At 34.6% G+C, this 19,533-nt stretch carries 14 protein-coding genes; 8 read left to right on the top strand and 6 right to left on the bottom strand.

Translation table 11 applies throughout. The features are described from left to right. Positions 1-47 precede the first annotated feature (47 nt). On the bottom strand, positions 48-449 hold the full coding sequence (gene mce, locus MODO_RS00645) for a methylmalonyl-CoA epimerase (RefSeq protein ID WP_006257444.1): 402 nt from the start codon (positions 447-449) through the stop codon (positions 48-50). Positions 450-519: 70 nt separating this feature from the next. On the opposite strand from mce, the gene rbfA reads away from it, so the two are divergent. The 6 genes from rbfA (at position 520) to MODO_RS00615 (ending at position 8,973) form a co-directional block, all read left to right on the top strand. After that, positions 520-912, top strand: coding sequence for a 30S ribosome-binding factor RbfA (gene rbfA / locus MODO_RS00640; RefSeq protein ID WP_006257441.1), 393 nt, complete (start codon positions 520-522; stop codon positions 910-912). A 1-nt stretch (position 913) separates the two neighbouring features. Beyond that, a complete protein-coding gene (locus tag MODO_RS00635) occupies positions 914-2,119 on the top strand; it encodes an ABC transporter permease (protein WP_006257440.1) in 1,206 nt (401 codons plus the stop codon). 407 nt (positions 2,120-2,526) lie between these two features. After that, positions 2,527-5,052 carry a tetratricopeptide repeat protein gene (locus MODO_RS00630; protein WP_230456704.1) on the top strand — a complete coding sequence of 842 codons (2,526 nt, stop codon included), beginning with the start codon at positions 2,527-2,529 and terminating at the stop codon, positions 5,050-5,052. After that, a complete protein-coding gene (locus MODO_RS00625) occupies positions 5,052-6,830 on the top strand; it encodes an HSP90 family protein (protein ID WP_006257438.1) in 1,779 nt (592 codons plus the stop codon). Before MODO_RS00630 ends, MODO_RS00625 begins: the two co-directional genes overlap by 1 nt. Positions 6,831-6,832: 2 nt before the next feature. Further along, positions 6,833-7,909 carry a hypothetical protein gene (locus tag MODO_RS00620; RefSeq protein WP_006257437.1) on the top strand — a complete coding sequence of 359 codons (1,077 nt, stop codon included), beginning with the start codon at positions 6,833-6,835 and terminating at the stop codon, positions 7,907-7,909. A 2-nt stretch (positions 7,910-7,911) separates the two neighbouring features. After that, entirely contained in the window at positions 7,912-8,973 is a 1,062-nt protein-coding gene (locus tag MODO_RS00615; RefSeq protein WP_006257436.1) for a hypothetical protein, read from the top strand. A gap of 102 nt (positions 8,974-9,075) precedes the next feature. Here the strand turns inward: MODO_RS00615 and MODO_RS00610 are convergent, their stop codons facing one another. Further along, positions 9,076-10,266 carry a hypothetical protein gene (locus MODO_RS00610; protein WP_006257435.1) on the bottom strand — a complete coding sequence of 397 codons (1,191 nt, stop codon included), beginning with the start codon at positions 10,264-10,266 and terminating at the stop codon, positions 9,076-9,078. Between the two features lie 401 nt (positions 10,267-10,667). Here MODO_RS00610 and MODO_RS00605 point away from each other — a divergent pair, with 401 nt between their 5' ends. Further along, positions 10,668-11,666, top strand: coding sequence for a 2-hydroxyacid dehydrogenase (locus MODO_RS00605; protein ID WP_006257434.1), 999 nt, complete (start codon positions 10,668-10,670; stop codon positions 11,664-11,666). Between the two features lie 99 nt (positions 11,667-11,765). Here MODO_RS00605 and MODO_RS00600 read toward each other — a convergent pair whose 3' ends face one another. Continuing rightward, complete coding sequence (locus MODO_RS00600; protein ID WP_006257433.1) at positions 11,766-14,135, bottom strand: TonB-dependent receptor domain-containing protein; 2,370 nt, start codon at positions 14,133-14,135, stop codon at positions 11,766-11,768. 30 nt (positions 14,136-14,165) lie between these two features. Then, complete coding sequence (locus MODO_RS00595) at positions 14,166-16,547, bottom strand: TonB-dependent receptor (protein ID WP_006257432.1); 2,382 nt, start codon at positions 16,545-16,547, stop codon at positions 14,166-14,168. Between the two features lie 467 nt (positions 16,548-17,014). On the opposite strand from MODO_RS00595, the gene MODO_RS00590 reads away from it, so the two are divergent. After that, positions 17,015-17,299 carry a helix-turn-helix domain-containing protein gene (locus MODO_RS00590; RefSeq protein ID WP_006257431.1) on the top strand — a complete coding sequence of 95 codons (285 nt, stop codon included), beginning with the start codon at positions 17,015-17,017 and terminating at the stop codon, positions 17,297-17,299. A 116-nt stretch (positions 17,300-17,415) separates the two neighbouring features. On the opposite strand, the gene MODO_RS00585 is transcribed toward MODO_RS00590, so the two are convergent. Next, a complete protein-coding gene (locus MODO_RS00585) occupies positions 17,416-18,417 on the bottom strand; it encodes a beta-ketoacyl-ACP synthase III (protein WP_006257430.1) in 1,002 nt (333 codons plus the stop codon). Positions 18,418-18,580: 163 nt separating this feature from the next. Continuing rightward, positions 18,581-19,477, bottom strand: a complete 897-nt coding sequence (locus MODO_RS00580; protein ID WP_006257429.1) for a helix-turn-helix domain-containing protein — start codon at positions 19,475-19,477, stop codon at positions 18,581-18,583. Between the last annotated feature and the right edge of the window lie 56 nt (positions 19,478-19,533).

The following is a 19,533-nucleotide window of genomic DNA, read 5'->3' as shown; positions in this document are numbered from 1 at the left end:
GCAATATTATGGTTTTTTATTGGTTCATGCAAGAGTTTTAAAAGAAATTATTTAATTTCTTGACATAATTCTATAAGCACCCCATTGGTTGTTTTTGGGTGTAAAAAGGCAACTAATTTATTATCAGCTCCTTTTTTAGGAATTTCGTTTAATAATGTGAATCCTTCTGCTGCTAATCTTTTCATCTCAGCTTCTATATCTTCTACATCAAAAGCGATATGATGGATGCCTTCTCCTTTTTTTTCTAAGAATTTGGCGATAGGGCTATCAGGGTTAGTTGCTTCTAATAGCTCTATTTTATTAGGGCCATTCATAAAGAAAGAAGTTTTTACTCCTTCGCTTTCTACAGCTTCTTCCTTATAAGCTGGAGCACCGAATAGTTTTTCGAATAAGGCATTAGACGCTTCTAAGTCTTTTACAGCTATTCCGATGTGTTCTATTTTTCGCATTTCTTAGTGTTTTGGGTTATATAAACAAAGATAAAAAAGTTTGCTATTCAAAAAATTGTATTTTTGCATCATGGAAACTAATAGACAAAAGAAGATGGGAGCCTTATTGCAAAAAGATATCGTGGATATCTTGCAAGGTGAGGTGCGTAAGAACGGGATAACTAACTTAGTTATTTCGGTTTCTAAAGTGAATATAACAAGTGATTTATCAGTAGCGAGAGTGTACTTAAGTATCTTCCCTATCGATAAAGGTGAAGAGCTACTTAAAGGGATAAAATCTAATGCTCCGTTAATTAAACACGAATTAGCACAGCGAGTAAAACACCAAATGAGAAAGGTGCCAGACTTACTGTTCTACGTGGATGATAGCTTAGAGTATATCGATCAAATCGACAAAGCGCTTACGGGTGATGAAAACCCTATCGCTAATCCTGACTTATTAGAAAAGAGAAAGAAAAAATAGATTGAAGTTTTCCCTATACATAGCGAAACGTTATGCCTTTAGTAAAAGTAAAAGCAAGGCAATTAATGTTATTACGACAATATCTTCTGTAGGTATTGTGGTGAGTGCTATGGCTATGTTTATCGTGTTATCGGTATTCAGTGGGTTAAAAGCGTATAGTCTTTCTTTCGTTGATGATTTAGATCCAGATTTAAAAGTTTTTACCCCAAAGGGTAAAAGCTTTGTAGTCGAAGACAGACAGATTCTGGATTTAGAAGAGTCAGGTTATTTTAAGGGTGTAGCTAAGGTAGTAGAGGATCGCTTGTTGTTTTCGTTTAAGGATAAGCAGGCAGTCTCTATGATTAAAGGGATTGACTCAGACTTCGTTAATGTGACGGACTTTGACGAAAAGGTAGAGTATGGTAGTTGGCTAGAACCTGATACGGATGATGCAGTAGTGGGAGTGGGTATGTCTCACTTATTATCTATGGGACTGTTCGATACAGAGAATGCCTTTGAAGCATTGGCGTTAAAACCTGGTAAAGGAACTATCGAAAATCCTGAGGATGCTTTTATTAAAAGACATTTAAATCCTACAGGAGTATATGTACTAGGTAATGATGATCTAGATAATAAGTATGTGTTCGTCGATATAGATAATGCACGTGCACTACTGAATATACCTACTACTGAGGTGACTAATCTAGAGCTGGCTATTGCTGAAGGAGTATCTGAAGGTAAAGCTATTCAGAAGATTAAGGAGGTACTCGGTGAAGAGTATATCGTAAAAAATAAAACACAGCTAAACGATGGATTGTACCGTATGTTGAATATGGAGAATCTAGTTGTTTATCTGATATTCGTATTGGTGGTGATTATGGCTCTGTTTACATTAGTAGGGTCTATGATTATGATCATTCTTGAAAAACAGCCTAATATTAAAACGCTGAACCAAATAGGTGTACCTGTGAGCGACCTGCGCAAGATATTTTTATTCCAAGGATTAATTATCTGTGTGTTAGGGAGTGTGATAGGATTGGTGTTAGGTGGTATTGTTGTTTCGTTACAAGTTGCTTTTGGGTTTATTTCTATCCGAGAAGGACTTGCTTATCCAGTTGCTTTTAACTGGGTAAATATCTTCGTTGTACTCGTATCTATTATTGTGCTAGGTTTGTTAGCCTCTCTTGTTTCTTCGTCAAGAGTAAATAATAGTTATTTAAAATTATAATTTATTTGCCTTCCTCTTTAGAAGGAAATTGTTAGTTCGAAAGTTAGTCGAACGGTTTTTGCCTATTCTTTATTTGATTTTTTTACTTATTTATTGACTTAATTACGGTGCTAATGTTTTGATAGGGTGAGTGTAAGCTGTTTTTAAATTACAGTATGTGTACTTTATAACTAACTTCTTCTACTATTTGTGAGTGTTTTTCTAAAAGAGTCTTTTTTTCTTTTTTTTCTGTTATTTTTAAGTAAAAAGCATGTTTTTTTGAAATATTGGTAGTATTTTAATTAACTGTTTGAGGGTGGTATGTGTGTGATTTAGGAATTTACTATTTCATGTATTAATTGCCATTTTCCTACATTTGCTATAAAATGAAAAAGAACTAAAAAAATCAGCTTGTTTACAAGGTAGTTATGAAACAGTTTACTATGGAATATTTAAATTACGTTAGAGAATTTGCAAATGACAGTGTGTCTATTACAGCACATGCTGAAGAGTTTTTAAATAAGAATGATTACAGCAATCCACATGAGTGGTATAAAGCGCATGCAATCTGTATGCTGGCTGAACAAATAGGTAAGAATAATGAGGTGCTGGAGAAGCTGTATGATCAGCTGAATGAGGACTCTAACTGTCTTCATAGTAGTATGAGTCTTAGTGATGAGGATTATGCAGACTGGTTTACAGATGTGAAGGCATTGAATGACATATTTATAGATAGAGGATATAAACATGCTTATGCATATCAATATGAATTATTCATTAACTCTAGATACGGATTTAGAGATGAAGAAAGAGCTGTAGGCTATCTAAAGAAAGGTGTGGAATTAGGAGATGACTTGTGTAAATGTTATGTAGGATATGCTATGTATTATGGTACACAAGGGTATGAGAAAGATGAAGAGGGAGCAGTAACAATTCTAAAAACGGCTGTAGATGGAGAGAGAGCAAATATCGCTAATCTGTTTTTGTTAAACATTGAGTTTAGAGGATGTACTTCAGGAGAAGAAGGTAAAGCTGTGGTAGAGAAGTTCTCTGAACTAATCAATGTGAAGAAAAGAGGGCTTTATATCTTAGCTGATTATTATCTAAGAGAAGATGATAACGTTAGTGCTGAAGCTGCTTTAAAAGATGGTATTGCGAATAATAGTGCTTACTGTAAGTACTTGTTAGGAATGATGGCTTGTAATGGTCGTTTTGAAGAATTAGGTTATACAGAAGAGCAAGGTAGAGAGTTACTAGCAGATGCTTATGACTATGGTATCACACATGCAGGATATGTACTAGGGTATTCTTACTTCTATCCTAGAACAGAAGGACTAGAAGCTAAGCAAGAAGCGGGTATTGAAATGTTCAAGAAAGCTATTGCTTACTATTCTAGTGAGGCTACACTAGAGCTAGCTATTATCTACTTGTATAATGAAGATTTTAAAGATATTGCTAAAGGGATGGAGTTCTTAGATAGAGGAGTTGAGTATAAATACGATAGAGCAATGTCTGAAAAAGGTTTTGTTTTATTAGACTTCGAAGAGGTAGAGCGCGATGTAGAAGGAGGAAAAGCAATGTTAGAGCAAGCTATGGCAGCAGGTAATGATTATGCTCCTTATCGATTAGGACTAGCGTATCAGAATGCTGATTTTGAAGAAGAGGCAGATTATGAAAAGGCGTTATATCTATTCGAGTTAGCAGCTGAGCGAAATAACTTATCAGGATTAGAATTAGCGGGTCGTTATCACCGTTTTGGGTATGCTGGAGAACCTAATCTAGAGAAAGCAGTTAGCTACTACCAAAGAGGGATAGAATACTTTAACTCTAATTACTGTAAGGTAGAACTAGCAATGCTATTAGAGAGAGGAGAAGGTATAGAGCAGGATGTTGCTGAGGCAGCTCGCTTATATGAGGATGCGCTGAATGAAGGGTATACTTATGCGGCTATTCGTCTTGGGTTTATCTATGAAGAAGGTAGTATAGGAGAACCTGATTATGCTAAAGCAAGAGCTCACTTTGAGTTAGCTGCAGAACAAGATATGGCTGAGGGTGTGTATCACTTAGCTCGCTGTTATAGATATGGTACAGGAGGTGAAGAGAACCAAGAGAAATCATTTGAGTTATTTTCTAAAGCACTAGAGTTAGGTTTTGTAGACGCTAATGTTGATATCGCTCTGTTCTATGAAGAAGGTATTAACGGTGGAGAGCCTGATTATGAAAAGGCTTTTGAATACATGATAGTTGGTGCAGAGGCAGGGTTTAACTATGCACAGTATAAAGTAGGAGTTTATTACTCTTATGGATATCTAGCAGAAACAAATGTAGAACTAGGTAAAGAATGGTTTGAAAAATCAGTAGAGAGTGGTTCTCCTCTAGGGATGTTGTCATTAGGGGATTATTATCTATATGGGTATGGTGAAGAGAAGGAGTATGACAAAGCCTTTGAATACTATATCGCAGCAGAAGAGAGAAACTATATCTCTGAAGGACTTGGTATTTGTTACCAATTTGGATTAGGAGTAGAGGTAGATGAGGTTAAGGCATTCCACTATTATAAATTGGCTGCTGATAGACAGTATGATTCTGCTATATTCCGTCTGGGATTATGTTACTTCTATGGCAATGGTACTGAGAGAGATCTAGTAGAAGCATTCCATTACTTAAAGCAAGTAGCTGATAGAGGTAATATGGATGCTGCTAGTTATGTAGGGCTAATGTTAGTGAAAGGGGATGGTGCAGAGAAAGATCCTGAATATGGTGTGAGTTATTTGATTCAGGCTGCTGAAGCAGGTTTTGATATGGCACAGTACGAGTTAGCTAACTGTTATTTAAAAGGAGAGGGTGTTCCTCAGAGTGATGATTCTGCTATGGAATGGTATCAACAAGCTGCAGAGAATGGCAATGAAGATGCACAGAAGATAGTAGGAGGTCCTCGTAAAAGAAGAAGATAATGGAAAATCAGAAACAATTTCAGTTTCAAGTGAATATGAAGGGAATGATAGAGCTGTTGTCAGAGCATATATATAGCTCTCCAACAGTATTCGTCAGAGAACTTCTACAGAATGGTATGGATGCGGTGACGGTCCGAAAAGGCATCGATGAAAGCTTTAAGGGAAAGATCAATATCACCTTTGAAGGAGATCGTTTAATCTTTCAAGATAATGGAGTAGGGCTTACACATGATGATGTGCATCAGTTCTTATCTGTTATTGGGCAAAGCTCTAAACGTGGAGAACTAGCTGATAAAGACTTAATCGGTAAGTTTGGTATTGGGTTGTTGTCATGTTTAGTAGTGAGTGAGGCTATTGTTGTAGAATCGCGTTCGCTATATAAAGACGAGTCTGTAAGATGGACGGGTAAAGCTGATGGTACGTATGAAGTAGAAATGATCCCTCTATTAGATGAAGTGGGTACTAAGGTAATCTTAGATGCAAAGAAAGCTTGGCGTAGTCTGTTTAAGCGTGATGAGGTGAAACAGAATGTGCTGTTTTATGGTAGTGCATTACCTATAGAAGTGAACCTAATCGAAAAAGGAGAGGTAGAACAATGCTTAGATGGTAATCCTGTTTGGTTAGATAATGAAAGTTCAAAAGAACAGTTATTAGACTATGGTAAGGAAGTGTTTAAGACGAAGTTCTTAGACGTGTTTAGACTATATTCTGAAGCAGGTGAGATACAAGGAGTAGCTTATATTATCCCGAATAAGGTGAATACTACAGCTACTAAAGAACATAAAATATTTCTGAAAAAGATGTATCTATGCGATCAGGCTACTAATCTGTTGCCTGAGTGGACTTCTTTTGTGCGTTGTATTTTTAATTCGAATGCGTTACAACCTACGGCTTCTAGAGAGTCATTAATGAATAATGCGGTCTTACAAGAGTCTAAAAAGGAGTTAAGTGAGTGTTTTAAAGATTACTTAAAGACACTTTCTATTACTAACCCTGAGATTCTAGAGAAGATTATTAGTATTCACCATATGTTTATTAAGGCATTGGCGGCATCTGATAACGAGATTATGACTATGTTCGAAGATTACCTTCCTTTTGAGACAAATCAGGGAATGATGGCTTTCGGAGAGATTAAAGAGACGTATAAGAATATATACTATACTCCATCTCTAGATGATTATAGACAAATACGTCGTATAGCAGGTTCTCAGAATAAGTTAGTGATTAATGCAGCGTATAGCTATGAAACGGATCTAATAGAAAAGCTTAAACGCTCTCATGCAGAGTTAAAGTTAGAACGTATCGCACCTAATGATATTCTAGAAGAATTCGAAGATGCAATAGAAGATAGTCAACGTATAGAGAACTTTATAGATAAAGCGAATAAGATATTAAAGAGACATTTCTGTAGAGCAGAGGTGAAGAGATTTGAACCAAAAGATACGACAGCAATATATATCGCTAATGAGGATGCTCTGACTTCTAAAAACATTCAGAGTCTGTCTCAAACGTCTAATCCTTTTGCAAGTACGTTACAGCATTTTAAAAAGAAAGAGGAAGTAATGCCGACACTGTGTTTTAATCAACAAAGTGAGTTGGTAGAGAAAGTAATGCTTATCGATGATGATGAGTTGTTTGAAGCTCTAATTAATGTGCTTTATGTACAAGCTCTTATGCTAGGAGGGTATACTATTAATAAAAGAGAAATGGATACCTTCAACGATGCTCTATATCAGTTTATGATCTTAGGAATGTCTAATTTCTTACCTAAATTTTAAGTATGTATCGGTTAGAAATACAAAAGCTGTTATTGGCTATTGATGAGAATCTTGATGATCAAGAACTGTGTTTAAGTTTCATTCGTCAAGGTATTCAGATTGCAGATAAGCACAATGATTTAGACTGGGGCGTAGAGTTGCGTTATAGCTTAATACACGAAGAACGCGCTACTTCTGGATGTACAGAAAGTGTATTGGCTTTTGCATGGATTCTAGATGTCTGTGATCGATACCCTGAGCGTTTTCACGAGTCAGAGTTCTTGTTAGAATATGAGTGGATGCTGTGCTCTGCATATAGTAATGCTTCACTGTCTACAGAGCAGATTCTAGCAGTAGCGGATGATCTGTATACAAGATTAGAGCGCAACCATATCAGCAAAAGAGGATATTACTTCACTATGGCGGAGTATGTGCAGAATATAGGTGATTATGCGAAAGGCGAAGAATACATTAAACTAGCGATGCAAGAACCTTATGACGATGAGAATATAGAGATAATGGAGTATGATTATCGTATAGAGAATTTGGTTTTAATGGGAAGGTTTGATGAGGCTATTGTGCTAATGGAGCAGGTGGAGTTAAAGAAGTTAAGTGATTTTGCTTTGCCTTTTGAGACCTATTGTGCGATGGCTTATTGTATGGCGAAGGTTGAGGATGTAAGAGCGTCTATTTATTTAGAAAAAGCAAAGGCTTCTTTTGAAACATTAAGGGAAGTAAACAGTTCTATGCTATACAGTATGACACGTCTGATGTATGCTATGTATTTACTAAAAGATAGTGTAATGTGGTCTACTTTTGAGCGTATTGCTGATTGGGAGATAGATGCAGAAGATGACTTGCAGTTTATGTTGAGTAGACATGCAGCTTTAATATGTGCTCAAGGAGGCGTGATAGCGTTAGACCTTTCCCCAAGGTTGTCATATTATGAGCCTAACGGCAAGTATGATTTGACACAGTTATACGAGTATTATGACAATATAGCGACTAGATTAGGACTACAGTTTGACTCGCGCAATGGCTCAGATTTTTGTTCTAAGGAGTACAAAGAGTTAAAAATGATGAATGGAATAAAAGTATAATTATGAATTATAATTTAGAAATACAGAAGATCTTATTAAAGGTAGAAGAGTTACCTAGTTTTAGTGATAAAGTAAAGGCATTAAAAGAGGCTATTGCCCTTGCAGATAAGCACAATGATTTAGACTGGGGGTTTGATTTAAGATTGACTTTAATTCAAAAAGAGAGAAATACCTCTAAGTGTGAGGAGAGTTTTCCTGCTTTTGCCTGGATACTTAATGCAAGTGATTCTAACGAAGATTATTTTGACGAGTCAGAGTTCTTATGGGAGTATAAGTGGATGTTCTGTTCTGCTTACCGCAATGCTTCTATTTCTTTAGAGCAAATTAAAGAAATAGGAGATGACTTAAGAAGACGTCTTACAAAGAACGGATATAGTGATAGAGCATATTATAATGTAATGACTGGATATGCATTGCATCTAAGAGATTATAAGTTAGCACAAGAGTATATTCGTTTGGCAGATGAAGAAATCTTAGACGATATGGCTAACTGTCCAGCGTGTGAATTAGATACTAAAGTAGAGACTTTATTAGACTTAGGTCATATAGATGAGTCATTAGTAAAGGCGCAAGACTTGATCAATAAGAAGTTGACGTGTTATTCAATGCCATTCCAGACTTTCTGTAGTTTCGCTAATAAGTTGTACGATGCGGGTGATGATAGAGCTTCTATCTACTTCGATAAAGCATTAGAAGAATATCACGCACATGATCAATACGATAGTTCTGTAGGATACTCTATGGGAGAGTTAGTGTCGTATATGGCAAAGACAAAGCACCCTGAGATGTGGAGCTTCTTCTCTCGTATCTGTGAGTGGCAGTTAGGAGCAGAAGATATACATATCTATAATTTTGCTAAGGCAATGGCTCCGTTGATGAAAGGGGAAGGAGAAGTGACATTAAGTTTATCTCCACTATTACCTTACTATCAAGAGTCAGGTGTGTATAAGCTATCTGATTTGTATACTTACTTTAAAGATACGGCTTATGATTATGCCAACAGATTTGATCAACGCAATCACAATACTAATTTTATACAAGAAGTAGATAAAGCATTAAACTAAACGTGCTTATTGACTTTAGATATTTACAGCAAGACTTCAGAATATGAGGTCTTGCTTTTTTTATACAAAAAAAAGCCACTCTTTTTGGGAGTGGCTGTATCGTTAGAATAGGCTAATCTGTCCGTCTTGTTCAGCTTTGACTATTTTCTTTTCTTTTTTCTTCTCTTTCTTTTCTTTTCGTTCACTAGGTTCAACCTCAATCATTTCTACATCAAATATTTCTATTTGCATAACATCTTGACTATATGGAATGTCCTCTTCTTCAGTAAGCAGGGTATTCATTTCTTGTTCTGGCTGTGACGAGATGATAGGTTCGTGATTGATAAGATCTTGTTCATCTACATTTATACCAGTTTTAGCAATATTAAATAACTCGTTGTATTTAGGATCACTGAAGGTTACTTGTTCTGCTGTATTCTTTTTCTCTGAAGATGGTGAAGGGTCTTCTGTAGTAATTCTCTCCCAATCTAACTTAGGTTGACTTTCTGGTATACTCGTCATGAATAAGTCTTCCTCTGTACTGTAGATCGTTTCTTGAGTAGGGAATGTTTCAGATGTTGTATTAGATTCCTCTGTAGAACCTATTGTTTCTTCTGTCACATCCATTTCTTTCTCTAGATAAGAATTATGATCTAAAGGGAGTTCGTTATCAGGGATTATTTCTTCCTCTACAGAAGGCGTGAATAACTCTTCTAAGGTATTAGGCATAGTAGATATTACCTCATGAGATAATTCCTCGTTAGGCATATTTATTTCTTCTTCATGATCACTAAAGGCATCTGTCATATCAAATAGAATAGGGATCTCTACTTGATTAGGATCTACTGTATGAGCGTCTTCTACACCTTCTAATACTAAGATTCTCTCAGGCTTAGTCTCTGTAACCTCTATTGGGTTATCTTCTACTAAGTCTTCATCTATGATAGTGATATCTTCTTCTTTAGCGAAGATGTCTAGTTTATTATGTAGCTCTGAGATAAGTCTTTTTATCTTTTTGATATGTAAGTTATCATTGAATAATTCTTTTTCGTGAACAGCCTCTAAAAGCTTATACATAGAATACGCTTCATGGTATTTCAATACTAATGAATGCTTTTTATTATGATCAAGAATAGAAACTTGTTTCTGTATGGTCTTTGCTTTATCTTCTAACTTATTGATTAAATCTTCTTTGATGCTTATTAGTAATGCGTCTGTGACATTCTCTACAATATAGTCATCTGTATGCTTAACCATTTTGATGACTGTAAGCAATACGTCATTATTTAATTTAAGTTGAATTTTTGCAATCATTTTATTCGTGAAAAAGGCTTGTTTATTTACGTTCAAGAAAGTTCACAAAATAATGAAAAATTATTGTAAGTGCTACGTATTTAGGGGAAAATATTATTAATTGGAGTGGGTTAGGAGGATTTATAGACTAGAATAAATAGTTGTTTTTGTAATGAGTTGATTTGTTTAGTTTTATGTTTTTGTAGTGTCCTTTTTTTCTTAGTTTACCTCATAAGATTTTGAAGATAAATGAAGATATATAAAATTGTTATTAAAAGGATTGCTTTTAACCCTACGTTTATTGGGTAAAAGAAGTCGCATTACGTGGTTTAATGGTTTTTTATCAGTAACTTTAATAAGTGAAACAAGGAAAATACCTTGTCTCATAGAGACAGAAATAATAATATTAAAAATAGTAAGATATGAAGATTGCTTTTTTTTCTACGCAACCTTATGATGTGACATTCTTTGATAAGGAGAATAAACAATTTGGCTTTGAATTAGAATACTTTGAAACGGGTTTGGATGAACAAACAGTGAATGTGATTACAGAAGGTACTGATGTAGTATGTGTATTCGTAAATGATAAAGTAGACGCTGAGGTGATTAGTAATCTAGCTAAAAAGAATGTTAAGTATATTGCTCTTCGTTGCGCAGGGTTTAATAACGTAGACTTGGACGCTGCTCATCAACATAATATACGAGTTTGTCGTGTACCTGCATATTCACCAGAAGCAGTAGCAGAGCATACACTAGCTATGCTATTTACTATTAATAGAAAGATTCACAAGGCGTATAATCGCGTTAGAGAACAGAACTTCTCTTTAAATGGATTGTTAGGAACGAATATCTATAAAAAGACAGTCGGAATTATAGGTACGGGTAATATAGGCGCGGTTTTTTGTCGCATGATGAAAGCTTTAGGTACTGAAGTGCTAGCTTATGATATCTATAAAAATGAACAATTAGAAGCTGAAGGGATTCGTTATGTAGAGTTGGAAGAACTATTTACGAAGTCTGATATTATTTCGCTACACTGTCCACTTACACCAGATACGATGCATCTGATTAATGAAGATACGATTAGTAAAATGAAAGATGGAGTAATGCTGATTAATACGAGTAGAGGTAAACTGATCGATACGCACGCTATTATACAAGGGTTAAGAGCAAAGAAAATAGGAGCTTTGGGAATAGATGTATACGAGCAAGAAGAGAAGGTGTTTTTTAGAGACTTATCAGGTACAATATTAGAGGACGAACGTTTACAATTATTGACTTCGTTCCCAAATGTATTAGTAACTGCTCATCAGGCTTTCTTTACAGATGAAGCACTGACTCAGATAGCCTTTATTACATTAGATAACCTAAAACAACTTAAAACGAATAATGAGATAGTAGGTAGAAATGCTGAACTATAACTGATTTATTTTTGAGATTTTATGTAAGACAAGGGGCTGTCTCATTCTATAATGAAACAGCCCCTCTAAGTAATAATTGTTCTAACTAACTCAATTCATTTAATTACTTCTGTTTTTATCTTCGAAATTTGCTTCTTGTATTGCTTTCTTGTTCTTAGAGTTACCGAATGTATAGGATGCACTTATACTGAATCTACGAGAGTTCCAAGAGTTCTTGAAAGACTGTACATTATCTTTGTAATAAGAAGTACCATTGCTCTTACCAGTATTGAAGATGTCTTGCATGGTCATATTAATATTCAGTTTTTTGTCTAGTAAAGCTAGTTTAGCCCCAAATGAGAGTGAGCTATATGAGCTGTATCTAGTGTTGTCTTCCTTATGTGGTATTTGGTGATACCAGTTAAGTAATAGTTTTAAAGTCTTTGCATTATTCACAGAGAATGTGTTTTGTGAATAGTAATCAAATAAGTTTCCTTTTAGTCCTACTTGTGTTGCTGCTTCATTTCTGTAGTATGGAGATGACATTATGTATTCTAATCCTGAATTTGTTTCCCACCAGGCTGTTATCGCATTGTTATAAGAGATATCTACACCATAGTTATCACTGTTGAGCATATTGTATGTCGAACTCATGAATACACCATCTACGTACTTATTCATATAATCAAACTGATCAGTCATATGATAGTAATTAAGATTCACAGATAATGCCCCATTATATACATAACTTAGTTCGTAGTTGTTTGTATAAGAAGGATTAAGTTCTGGATTACCTTGATGATATGTATAGCTATTAGAATAATACTTAAACGGATTTAAGACATTAGAGTATGGTCTATTAATACGCTTAGAGTAGTTAAAACTAAATGAGTGTGTCTCATTAGGCGTGAATGATACATACGCTGTAGGGAACCACTTACCATAAGACTTCGTGAACTTCTCGTTATTATCTAGTTGATGACCTTTTGCCTCTGTTTGTTCATAGCGCATTCCACCTTTTACACTCCACTTCTCTGTTAGCTGTTTAGTGAAGCTTAGGTATGCAGCATAGTTATCTTCAGTGTAGTTAAATCGATTACTCTTTAGAGGATCTAATGTAGCATTGCCATTCTTGATATTAAAATAAGTTACTTGAGCTTTATTGTCATAAGTAGTATACTTTGCTCCAAACTCTACTTCTGCCCAAGGCAAGTGATAAGTTAAATCCGCATTTAGACTATATACACTATACTTAAGCGTATTAGTATAGGTATTATATCTTCTAAGTACAGAGCTATTATCAAATTCTTTGATATCAAATGATTGGTCTGGTGAATTAGAGAAATAATTAGCACCTATCGCTATTTTACTCCCTAATGTATCTAGTTTCTGATCAAAGAATAGATTAGCTGTATGATAGTTATTTTTAGTATAAGATCGGTTTACTGAATTAATAATAGAATCAGTTGCTGTAAAAGGATAACTTTTATAAGTAGAAGTTGTAAATGCTCTAGGGTCACCAGAGAATTTAGTATAATTGTATGAACCACCTATAACAGCATTGTCTGTCAGCTGATAGTTCGTAGTGATACTTGCTCCTCTATTTTTATAAGAAGACTCATTTAAAGAGTTGTTGCCTAAGTACCTCTTATCATCTTGATAAGTGTTGTCATTGGTGTTAGAATTGTTGCTATTATTGATATTACCTTTAAGCATTACGCTCCACTTCTTGTTTTGATAATTTAAGCTACCATTACCACCACCAGAATTATAGTTGTTATATGAATAGTTAGAACTCACTGTTCCATATACTCCCATGCGTTTATTCTTTTTTAAGATGATATTGATGATACCTGCATTACCACTTGCTTCATATTTAGCAGAAGGAGTTGTTATTACTTCTATTTTTTCGATATCATCAGAGCGCAGTGTACGCAGGTAGTTTGTTAGTGCATCCCCTTGTAGTTCTAGCATTCTATCATCTACCATGATACGTACATTGTTTTTACCACTGATACTGATTTTGTCGTTTTGTACTTTGACCATTGGCGTAGTGGCTAGTGCTTCTAAGGCGTCCATTCCTTGAGAAGCGATGCTATTAGCTGTATTGTACACCAGTCTATCTACTTTTCGTTCTACTAATCTTTTTTCAGCATGCAGAACGATCTCATCTAGTTGTTGCTCATTTTTTACGGAGATATTTTTTAGATCGACATCACTCTGAACTGCTAGTTGTTGTTCACTTACTAATTGACCTAAGTGGAATATCTTAAGTACATAATCTCCCTTGGCAATATCCTCCATACTGAATAGACCTGTTTCGTCAGAGAAACTCTGTTTTACAAAAGTATCATTAGGTCGAAATAATTGTATCTCTGCATAATCCACAGGTTTGTCAGATTGGTCTACCACAGTCCCCTTGATAGAAGACTGTGCTAGTATGAATTGACTACATAGAATAGTTAAAAGTAATGTGAATAAGTTTTTCATCGTTAGTTAGTTGTAGTAGGTTGTATTATATTATTTTCTGTTTCTTTCTTCAGCGTTACCACCTTGGTGTTCTCTTACTTTAATCTTACTATTTCCAAATGAGTAACTTACACCTAAATTGAAATAACGTTGGTCGTAGTAGTTATAGTATTTTTGATTTACATTGTTTGTATTGGTAGAAGCTGTCTGCGAACCAGTTTTAAAGATGTCATTAGCATAGATTGATAGGTTTAACTTTTTGTCAAGCATGGCGTATTTCATTCCTAAGTTTAATGCATAGACCTCAGTTACTTCCCAGATACCTACTTTTAAACTTGGTTGGTACCAGAAGTCTACTTGAGCAGTCCATGTCTTAGATGAGTTTAGATAAGCTGTATTATTCGATGTGAAGTAATAACCACCTCCATTGTTTATGTCTAATTTTACATCTTTACTAAGTTTAGATTCAGCATAGAATGCATAGAAACCATTTTGAGATTGTAACCAAGGGAACGTATTAAATGTATAACTCATTCCAGCGTTATATCTTGTATAATCTAATATATTATCTCGTAGATAAAGTGTTTTATTAGTTGCTATATCTACTATTGGATACTGAGAGTATTCGTCTTTCGTATTCGAATAAGACATACTAAAGTCTAGTTTACCTTTATAGTTATAATTAAATTCTACTTTATCCGTAAAGGCTGGTTGTAGTTTAGGGTTTCCTTCAGCTACACTATATTCAGTGATGTACCATTTAAAAGGATTCAACTCCCAAAATGCAGGTCTAGAGATACGTCTGTTATAGTTGATCGATAGTGTATTATCGTCATTTACTTTATAAGCTATATATACAGTAGGAAATAGTTTCGCATAATTCTTTTTATTCTTGATATCATATACCACAGATGTTCCAGTAGTCTGCGTTGTTTCCAATCTTAATCCTACTTGAGCAGTCCATTTATCATTAAACTCTTTACTAGCATTAATGTATAAAGCTTGTGTGTTTTCTTTGTATTCAAAGTTGTCTTTTTGTTTCAAGTCTTCTATAGGTGTACCAGATGATAGATTAAAGAAGTTTGTCTTGTTATTTGTTACCACGAAACTTGCCTTAGCTCCATAAGATAACTTAGCCCATTTTAAGGGTTGTTCAAAGTCTATCTTAGCACTGAAGTTTTCTATTTTTTGATTACCCGTAGAGTTTGCTATGAACATATTGTTAACAGAGTTATCAACAGTTGTTGTATTTGTGTTGAAAAGTCTCTCTTTGTTGTTCACATAGTTGAAGTAATCAACGTCTATTGAATACTTAGTTCCTAGAGTATCAATCTTATGTAGTAAGTTTATATTAGCAGAGTGAGTGTTATTAACTCCGTCATTTTTAGCGTTTGTTTTGACATATTTAACAGGGTTATTAACAAGGTTATTAACAGTGATAAGACCACCATCATCAAACTTTGGATCTCCTGTTCCTCCATTGTATTGAGCTCCTATAGATGTTTTATCAGTGATTTGATAATCTATCTGGAAGTTACCCGATAAGTAGTCATTATTGTTGTAACGCGTACTTTTTCCATTCCAAGTTTCAGTTGGATAGTATACTGTTGAGTTCTCTACTACATTGTAACCTCCCTTACTACCAGTAATTCCTGCTTTTAGCGATACTTTATCTTTATTATAACTAAACACATCACTAATTCTGAATAAGTTCTTAGTCGATTGTTTATAACCTGCACTGATTTGGTTATTCCACGCATCAGGAAGAGCTTCTTTTAAGACGATGTTGATTAATCCACTATTTCCTTCAGCATCATATTTAGCAGGAGGTGTAGTGATTACTTCTATTTTTTTGATATTGTCAGAAGGGATACTTTTTAGGTATTGTAGTAATTGTTCACCAGTTAGCTGTACTAGTTTATCGTTGATCATTACACGTACATTACTTTTACCTACGATAGAGATATTCTCGTTATCTACTTTAAGACTAGGAGTTAGTTTTAATAAATCTACAGCATCGTTATTCGTAGCGTGTACAGAGTTCTCGATATTAAATACAGTGCGGTCTACTTTGCGCTCGAATACCTTCTTAGTCGACTCTACTACGATCTCGTCTAGTTTAGTATCTTGTTGTATCGTGATAGTTCCTAAGTCTAAAGACTGGTTTACCTCTATATTTTTGTCATAGGCTTTTACTCCGAAACTGTGTATCTGGAACGCGTATGTATTATTTTCTATATCGTGTATCTCGAAAGTCCCTTGCTCGTTTGTGAAGGCAGATTGTACTAAGTTACCTTTTGTATCTAGCAAGTATATTTCTGCAAAGTCCACAGGAGCTTTTTCTGTATTTTGTACAGACCCTTTTAATGTGTTTTGTGCATTTACACTTAATGCAGTTAAGAATAAAGCAGTTGAGATAAATAATGCTTTCATTGAGTTTTATAGTTTACTTGTTTGTAAAGTATAATTCTATTTGTGTGCCAATAAATTAAATTTATTGTAAGGTGTTGTTATTTAATTGTTTGAGTTTTTATTGAATTAAGGTACTGTTCATTATCGAACAGCTTTTTTCTGAAAATGAACATTTTTTGAACACCAAAGGTCAGTAATGTTCAGTAGAAGTAAAAAAAGTTGTACAGTTGTAGAATAGATAGGTCTATAAACAAAGAAAACTGCTTGGGGAAGCAGTTTTCTTAGGCTAGATTATATGATTAATGAATTTCAAATTGAAGTTTTAATCATTTTGAGCTAGACTGGCTTGTTGTTTATGAAAATTTGTTCTACAAAATTAAGTATATTTTTGATATGTTTTACTTTATATGCAGAAAAGTGGTACTTTTGTTACATAGATTAGTGTAAAATTAGTGTTTTACGGGAAGTCAGTCTTTAAAAGTAATGCTATGGATATTGATAGAATCAAGAGTATAAGAAAGAATTCAGGCTATTCACAAGAGTATGTCGCTGAAAGATTAGGAATTTCGCAAAAAGCATATTCTGATATAGAGAGTGGAAAAACAAAGCTAAAGAATGAGGTGTTGTATGAAATCGCTAAGATTTTAGAAATATCTCCAGCAGCTATTTGTCCTATTTCTTGTGAATGTATCTCTAATATAGAGAATAAGCACAATGAGCTTTTAGCTTATTTAGATGCGAAAGGGATAGAATACCCAGCTAAGTATATCTAAGAAATAGATGAACAAACTTTCATTAAGAAGAGAGTTTATACCGAAATAAGAGATATAAAAAAAGTCCTTCGAATAATACCATATTCGAAGGACTTTTTATGTATTTACAAAGTTGATTATATTGACCAACGCAATAAGCTAGCTCCCCAAGAGAACCCTGCTCCAAATGCTGTTAGAAGTACTAAATCTCCTTTTTTAATCTTATCTGTATTTTCCCAAATACACAATGGGATAGTTGCCGCAATAGTATTACCGTAGTTAGCGATATTGACTAATGTCTTCTCTTCTTGTATTTCTATTTGCTTCCCTACAGCATCGATGATTCTTTTGTTTGCCTGATGAGGTACCAGCCAGTTGACATCCTCTACTGTAAGATTGTTTCTTTCTAGAACATTTAGACAAGCATCACTCATAGACTGTATAGCCTGTTTGAAGACTACTTTACCATCTTGTTTGATATATTTTTTGTCATCATCCTCTTCTAGATCAGTATTAGGATATAATGAACCACCACCCTCTATATTTAAGAATGCTTTTCCTTGGCCATTACTCTGCATTAGTGCATCCATAACACCTATCTCTGTAGAAGGCTCTAACCATACTGCACCTGCACCATCACCAAATAGTATATTCGTAGAGCGATCATGAATATTGACGTACGCACTGATCTTATCTGCCCCGATGACTACTACGTTTTTATAACGTTGGCTTTCTACTAGAGAGGCTCCTAGGTCTAATGCATATAAAAATCCCGAACAGGCAGCATTGACGTCGAATCCCCATACATTCTCTATACCTAGCTTTTCGCATACAATATTGGCTGTAGCAGGCATAGGCATATCAGGTGTAGACGTAGCTACTATGATAGCGTCTATATCTGTTCGTTTTTTGTTATATGTAGTGATTAGATTTTCTATGGCTCTTACAGCCATATCAGAAGTTGCTAGTCCTTTCTCAAGTATTCTTCTCTCTTTTATTCCTGTTCTTTTTGTAATCCATTCATCAGACGTGTCTGTTACCTTAGCTAAGTCCTCATTCGTTCTTTTTTGCTCAGGTACATACCCACCGATCGCTGTGATATTTGCGTATATAGTTTTGTGAGTAGTTGTTTTTATCATATTGTTATGCGTCTTTATTTCAAGTGAGTTAAATCTTCTTAACTCTTACTATCTTTAGATTTTATGCATCAAATATCGTTATTATTACTTATTTTATAATAGATAATTAAACGGCAATAATTGTCTAAAAGGCGTTTTTATACCAAAGGCTTCTAAATAAACTTTATAGATTATTTTTAAAGTCAGTAGGAGATACTCCTGCATGCGTTTTAAAAAACTTACTGAACACGGATAAATCTGTAAAGTTCAACTCATTAATGATATCTGTGATAGATGATTTAGGATTTCTAAGGAGTACCTTAGCCTCTAAGATTATGGTTTCAGATATGATCTGTTTTGGCGTTTTTTGGAATACCTCTACTATGATTTTTGTAAGGTGCTTTCTACTGATATACATGGATTCTGCATAGAACTGTACACTTCTCTCTTTCTTGAAATGAGTTGAAACAAGGTAAATGAATTTTTTTGCCAACTCTTCTCTTCTCATCAGTTTAGTATTGCTTTTTTGTAATACAGTTTTGCTGTAGAAGTTGCCTAGTTCATACATCAGTATAGAGAAGTGGTGTATGATGAGTTGTTTAGCATAGATATTATCTGTGTTATAAGACAGTTGTGTCAGCCTTTTGATATTGTTTTTAAACTCTCTAAACACCTCTCTAGTCAAGGTGATAATCTTAGGGTATTCAGAAGATAAGAAAGAAACCAAACTATGAGATTTGACGTGAAACCCCGCTTCTAAGAATAGGTCTGGGTCAATGAATACCGTCTTTACAGAGAAGTCTTCTGTTAGTCTTTTGATCTCAAAGAATTGATTAGGTAGCACTACTAGTAAGTCATCCTTTTTAATGATAGTAGGTTCTAGATTAATCGTAATCTCACATTTACCCCCTGTCACTAAGATTAACCCAAAGGTGGTAAACTGATAAGGTTTATCAATAACGAAATACTGCTTGTGCTTAGGGCCTATATCTAGTATAGCTAATCTTTTGTCCGTTAGAACATTCTTATAGCGATGCGTTATATCGCTTAGAGAATAGACTTGTATATATGAAGTATCCACGATGAATCTACAGTTTTAATTATTGTCTAAAATTAGTAATTAGATTGTAGATAGAA

The sequence above is a fragment of the Myroides odoratimimus genome, from assembly GCF_001485415.1.
Taxonomy (GTDB): domain Bacteria; phylum Bacteroidota; class Bacteroidia; order Flavobacteriales; family Flavobacteriaceae; genus Flavobacterium; species Flavobacterium odoratimimum.
The sequence above is the reverse complement of the archived record's forward strand: the minus strand, read 5'-3'. Positions and strand labels throughout refer to the sequence as shown.

Excerpts from the sequence above, each read along its gene's own strand:
- MODO_RS00610 (WP_006257435.1), bottom strand. The coding sequence starts at position 10,266 with ATGATTGCAAAAATTCAACTTAAATTAAATAATGACGTATTGCTTACA.
- rbfA (WP_006257441.1), top strand. The coding sequence starts at position 520 with ATGGAAACTAATAGACAAAAGAAGATGGGAGCCTTATTGCAAAAAGAT.
- MODO_RS00630 (WP_230456704.1), top strand. The coding sequence starts at position 2,527 with ATGAAACAGTTTACTATGGAATATTTAAATTACGTTAGAGAATTTGCA.
- MODO_RS00590 (WP_006257431.1), top strand. The coding sequence starts at position 17,015 with ATGGATATTGATAGAATCAAGAGTATAAGAAAGAATTCAGGCTATTCA.
- MODO_RS00595 (WP_006257432.1), bottom strand. The coding sequence starts at position 16,547 with ATGAAAGCATTATTTATCTCAACTGCTTTATTCTTAACTGCATTAAGT.
- MODO_RS00625 (WP_006257438.1), top strand. The coding sequence starts at position 5,052 with ATGGAAAATCAGAAACAATTTCAGTTTCAAGTGAATATGAAGGGAATG.
- MODO_RS00600 (WP_006257433.1), bottom strand. The coding sequence starts at position 14,135 with ATGAAAAACTTATTCACATTACTTTTAACTATTCTATGTAGTCAATTC.
- MODO_RS00605 (WP_006257434.1), top strand. The coding sequence starts at position 10,668 with ATGAAGATTGCTTTTTTTTCTACGCAACCTTATGATGTGACATTCTTT.
- mce (WP_006257444.1), bottom strand. The coding sequence starts at position 449 with ATGCGAAAAATAGAACACATCGGAATAGCTGTAAAAGACTTAGAAGCG.
- MODO_RS00620 (WP_006257437.1), top strand. The coding sequence starts at position 6,833 with ATGTATCGGTTAGAAATACAAAAGCTGTTATTGGCTATTGATGAGAAT.
- MODO_RS00615 (WP_006257436.1), top strand. The coding sequence starts at position 7,912 with ATGAATTATAATTTAGAAATACAGAAGATCTTATTAAAGGTAGAAGAG.
- MODO_RS00585 (WP_006257430.1), bottom strand. The coding sequence starts at position 18,417 with ATGATAAAAACAACTACTCACAAAACTATATACGCAAATATCACAGCG.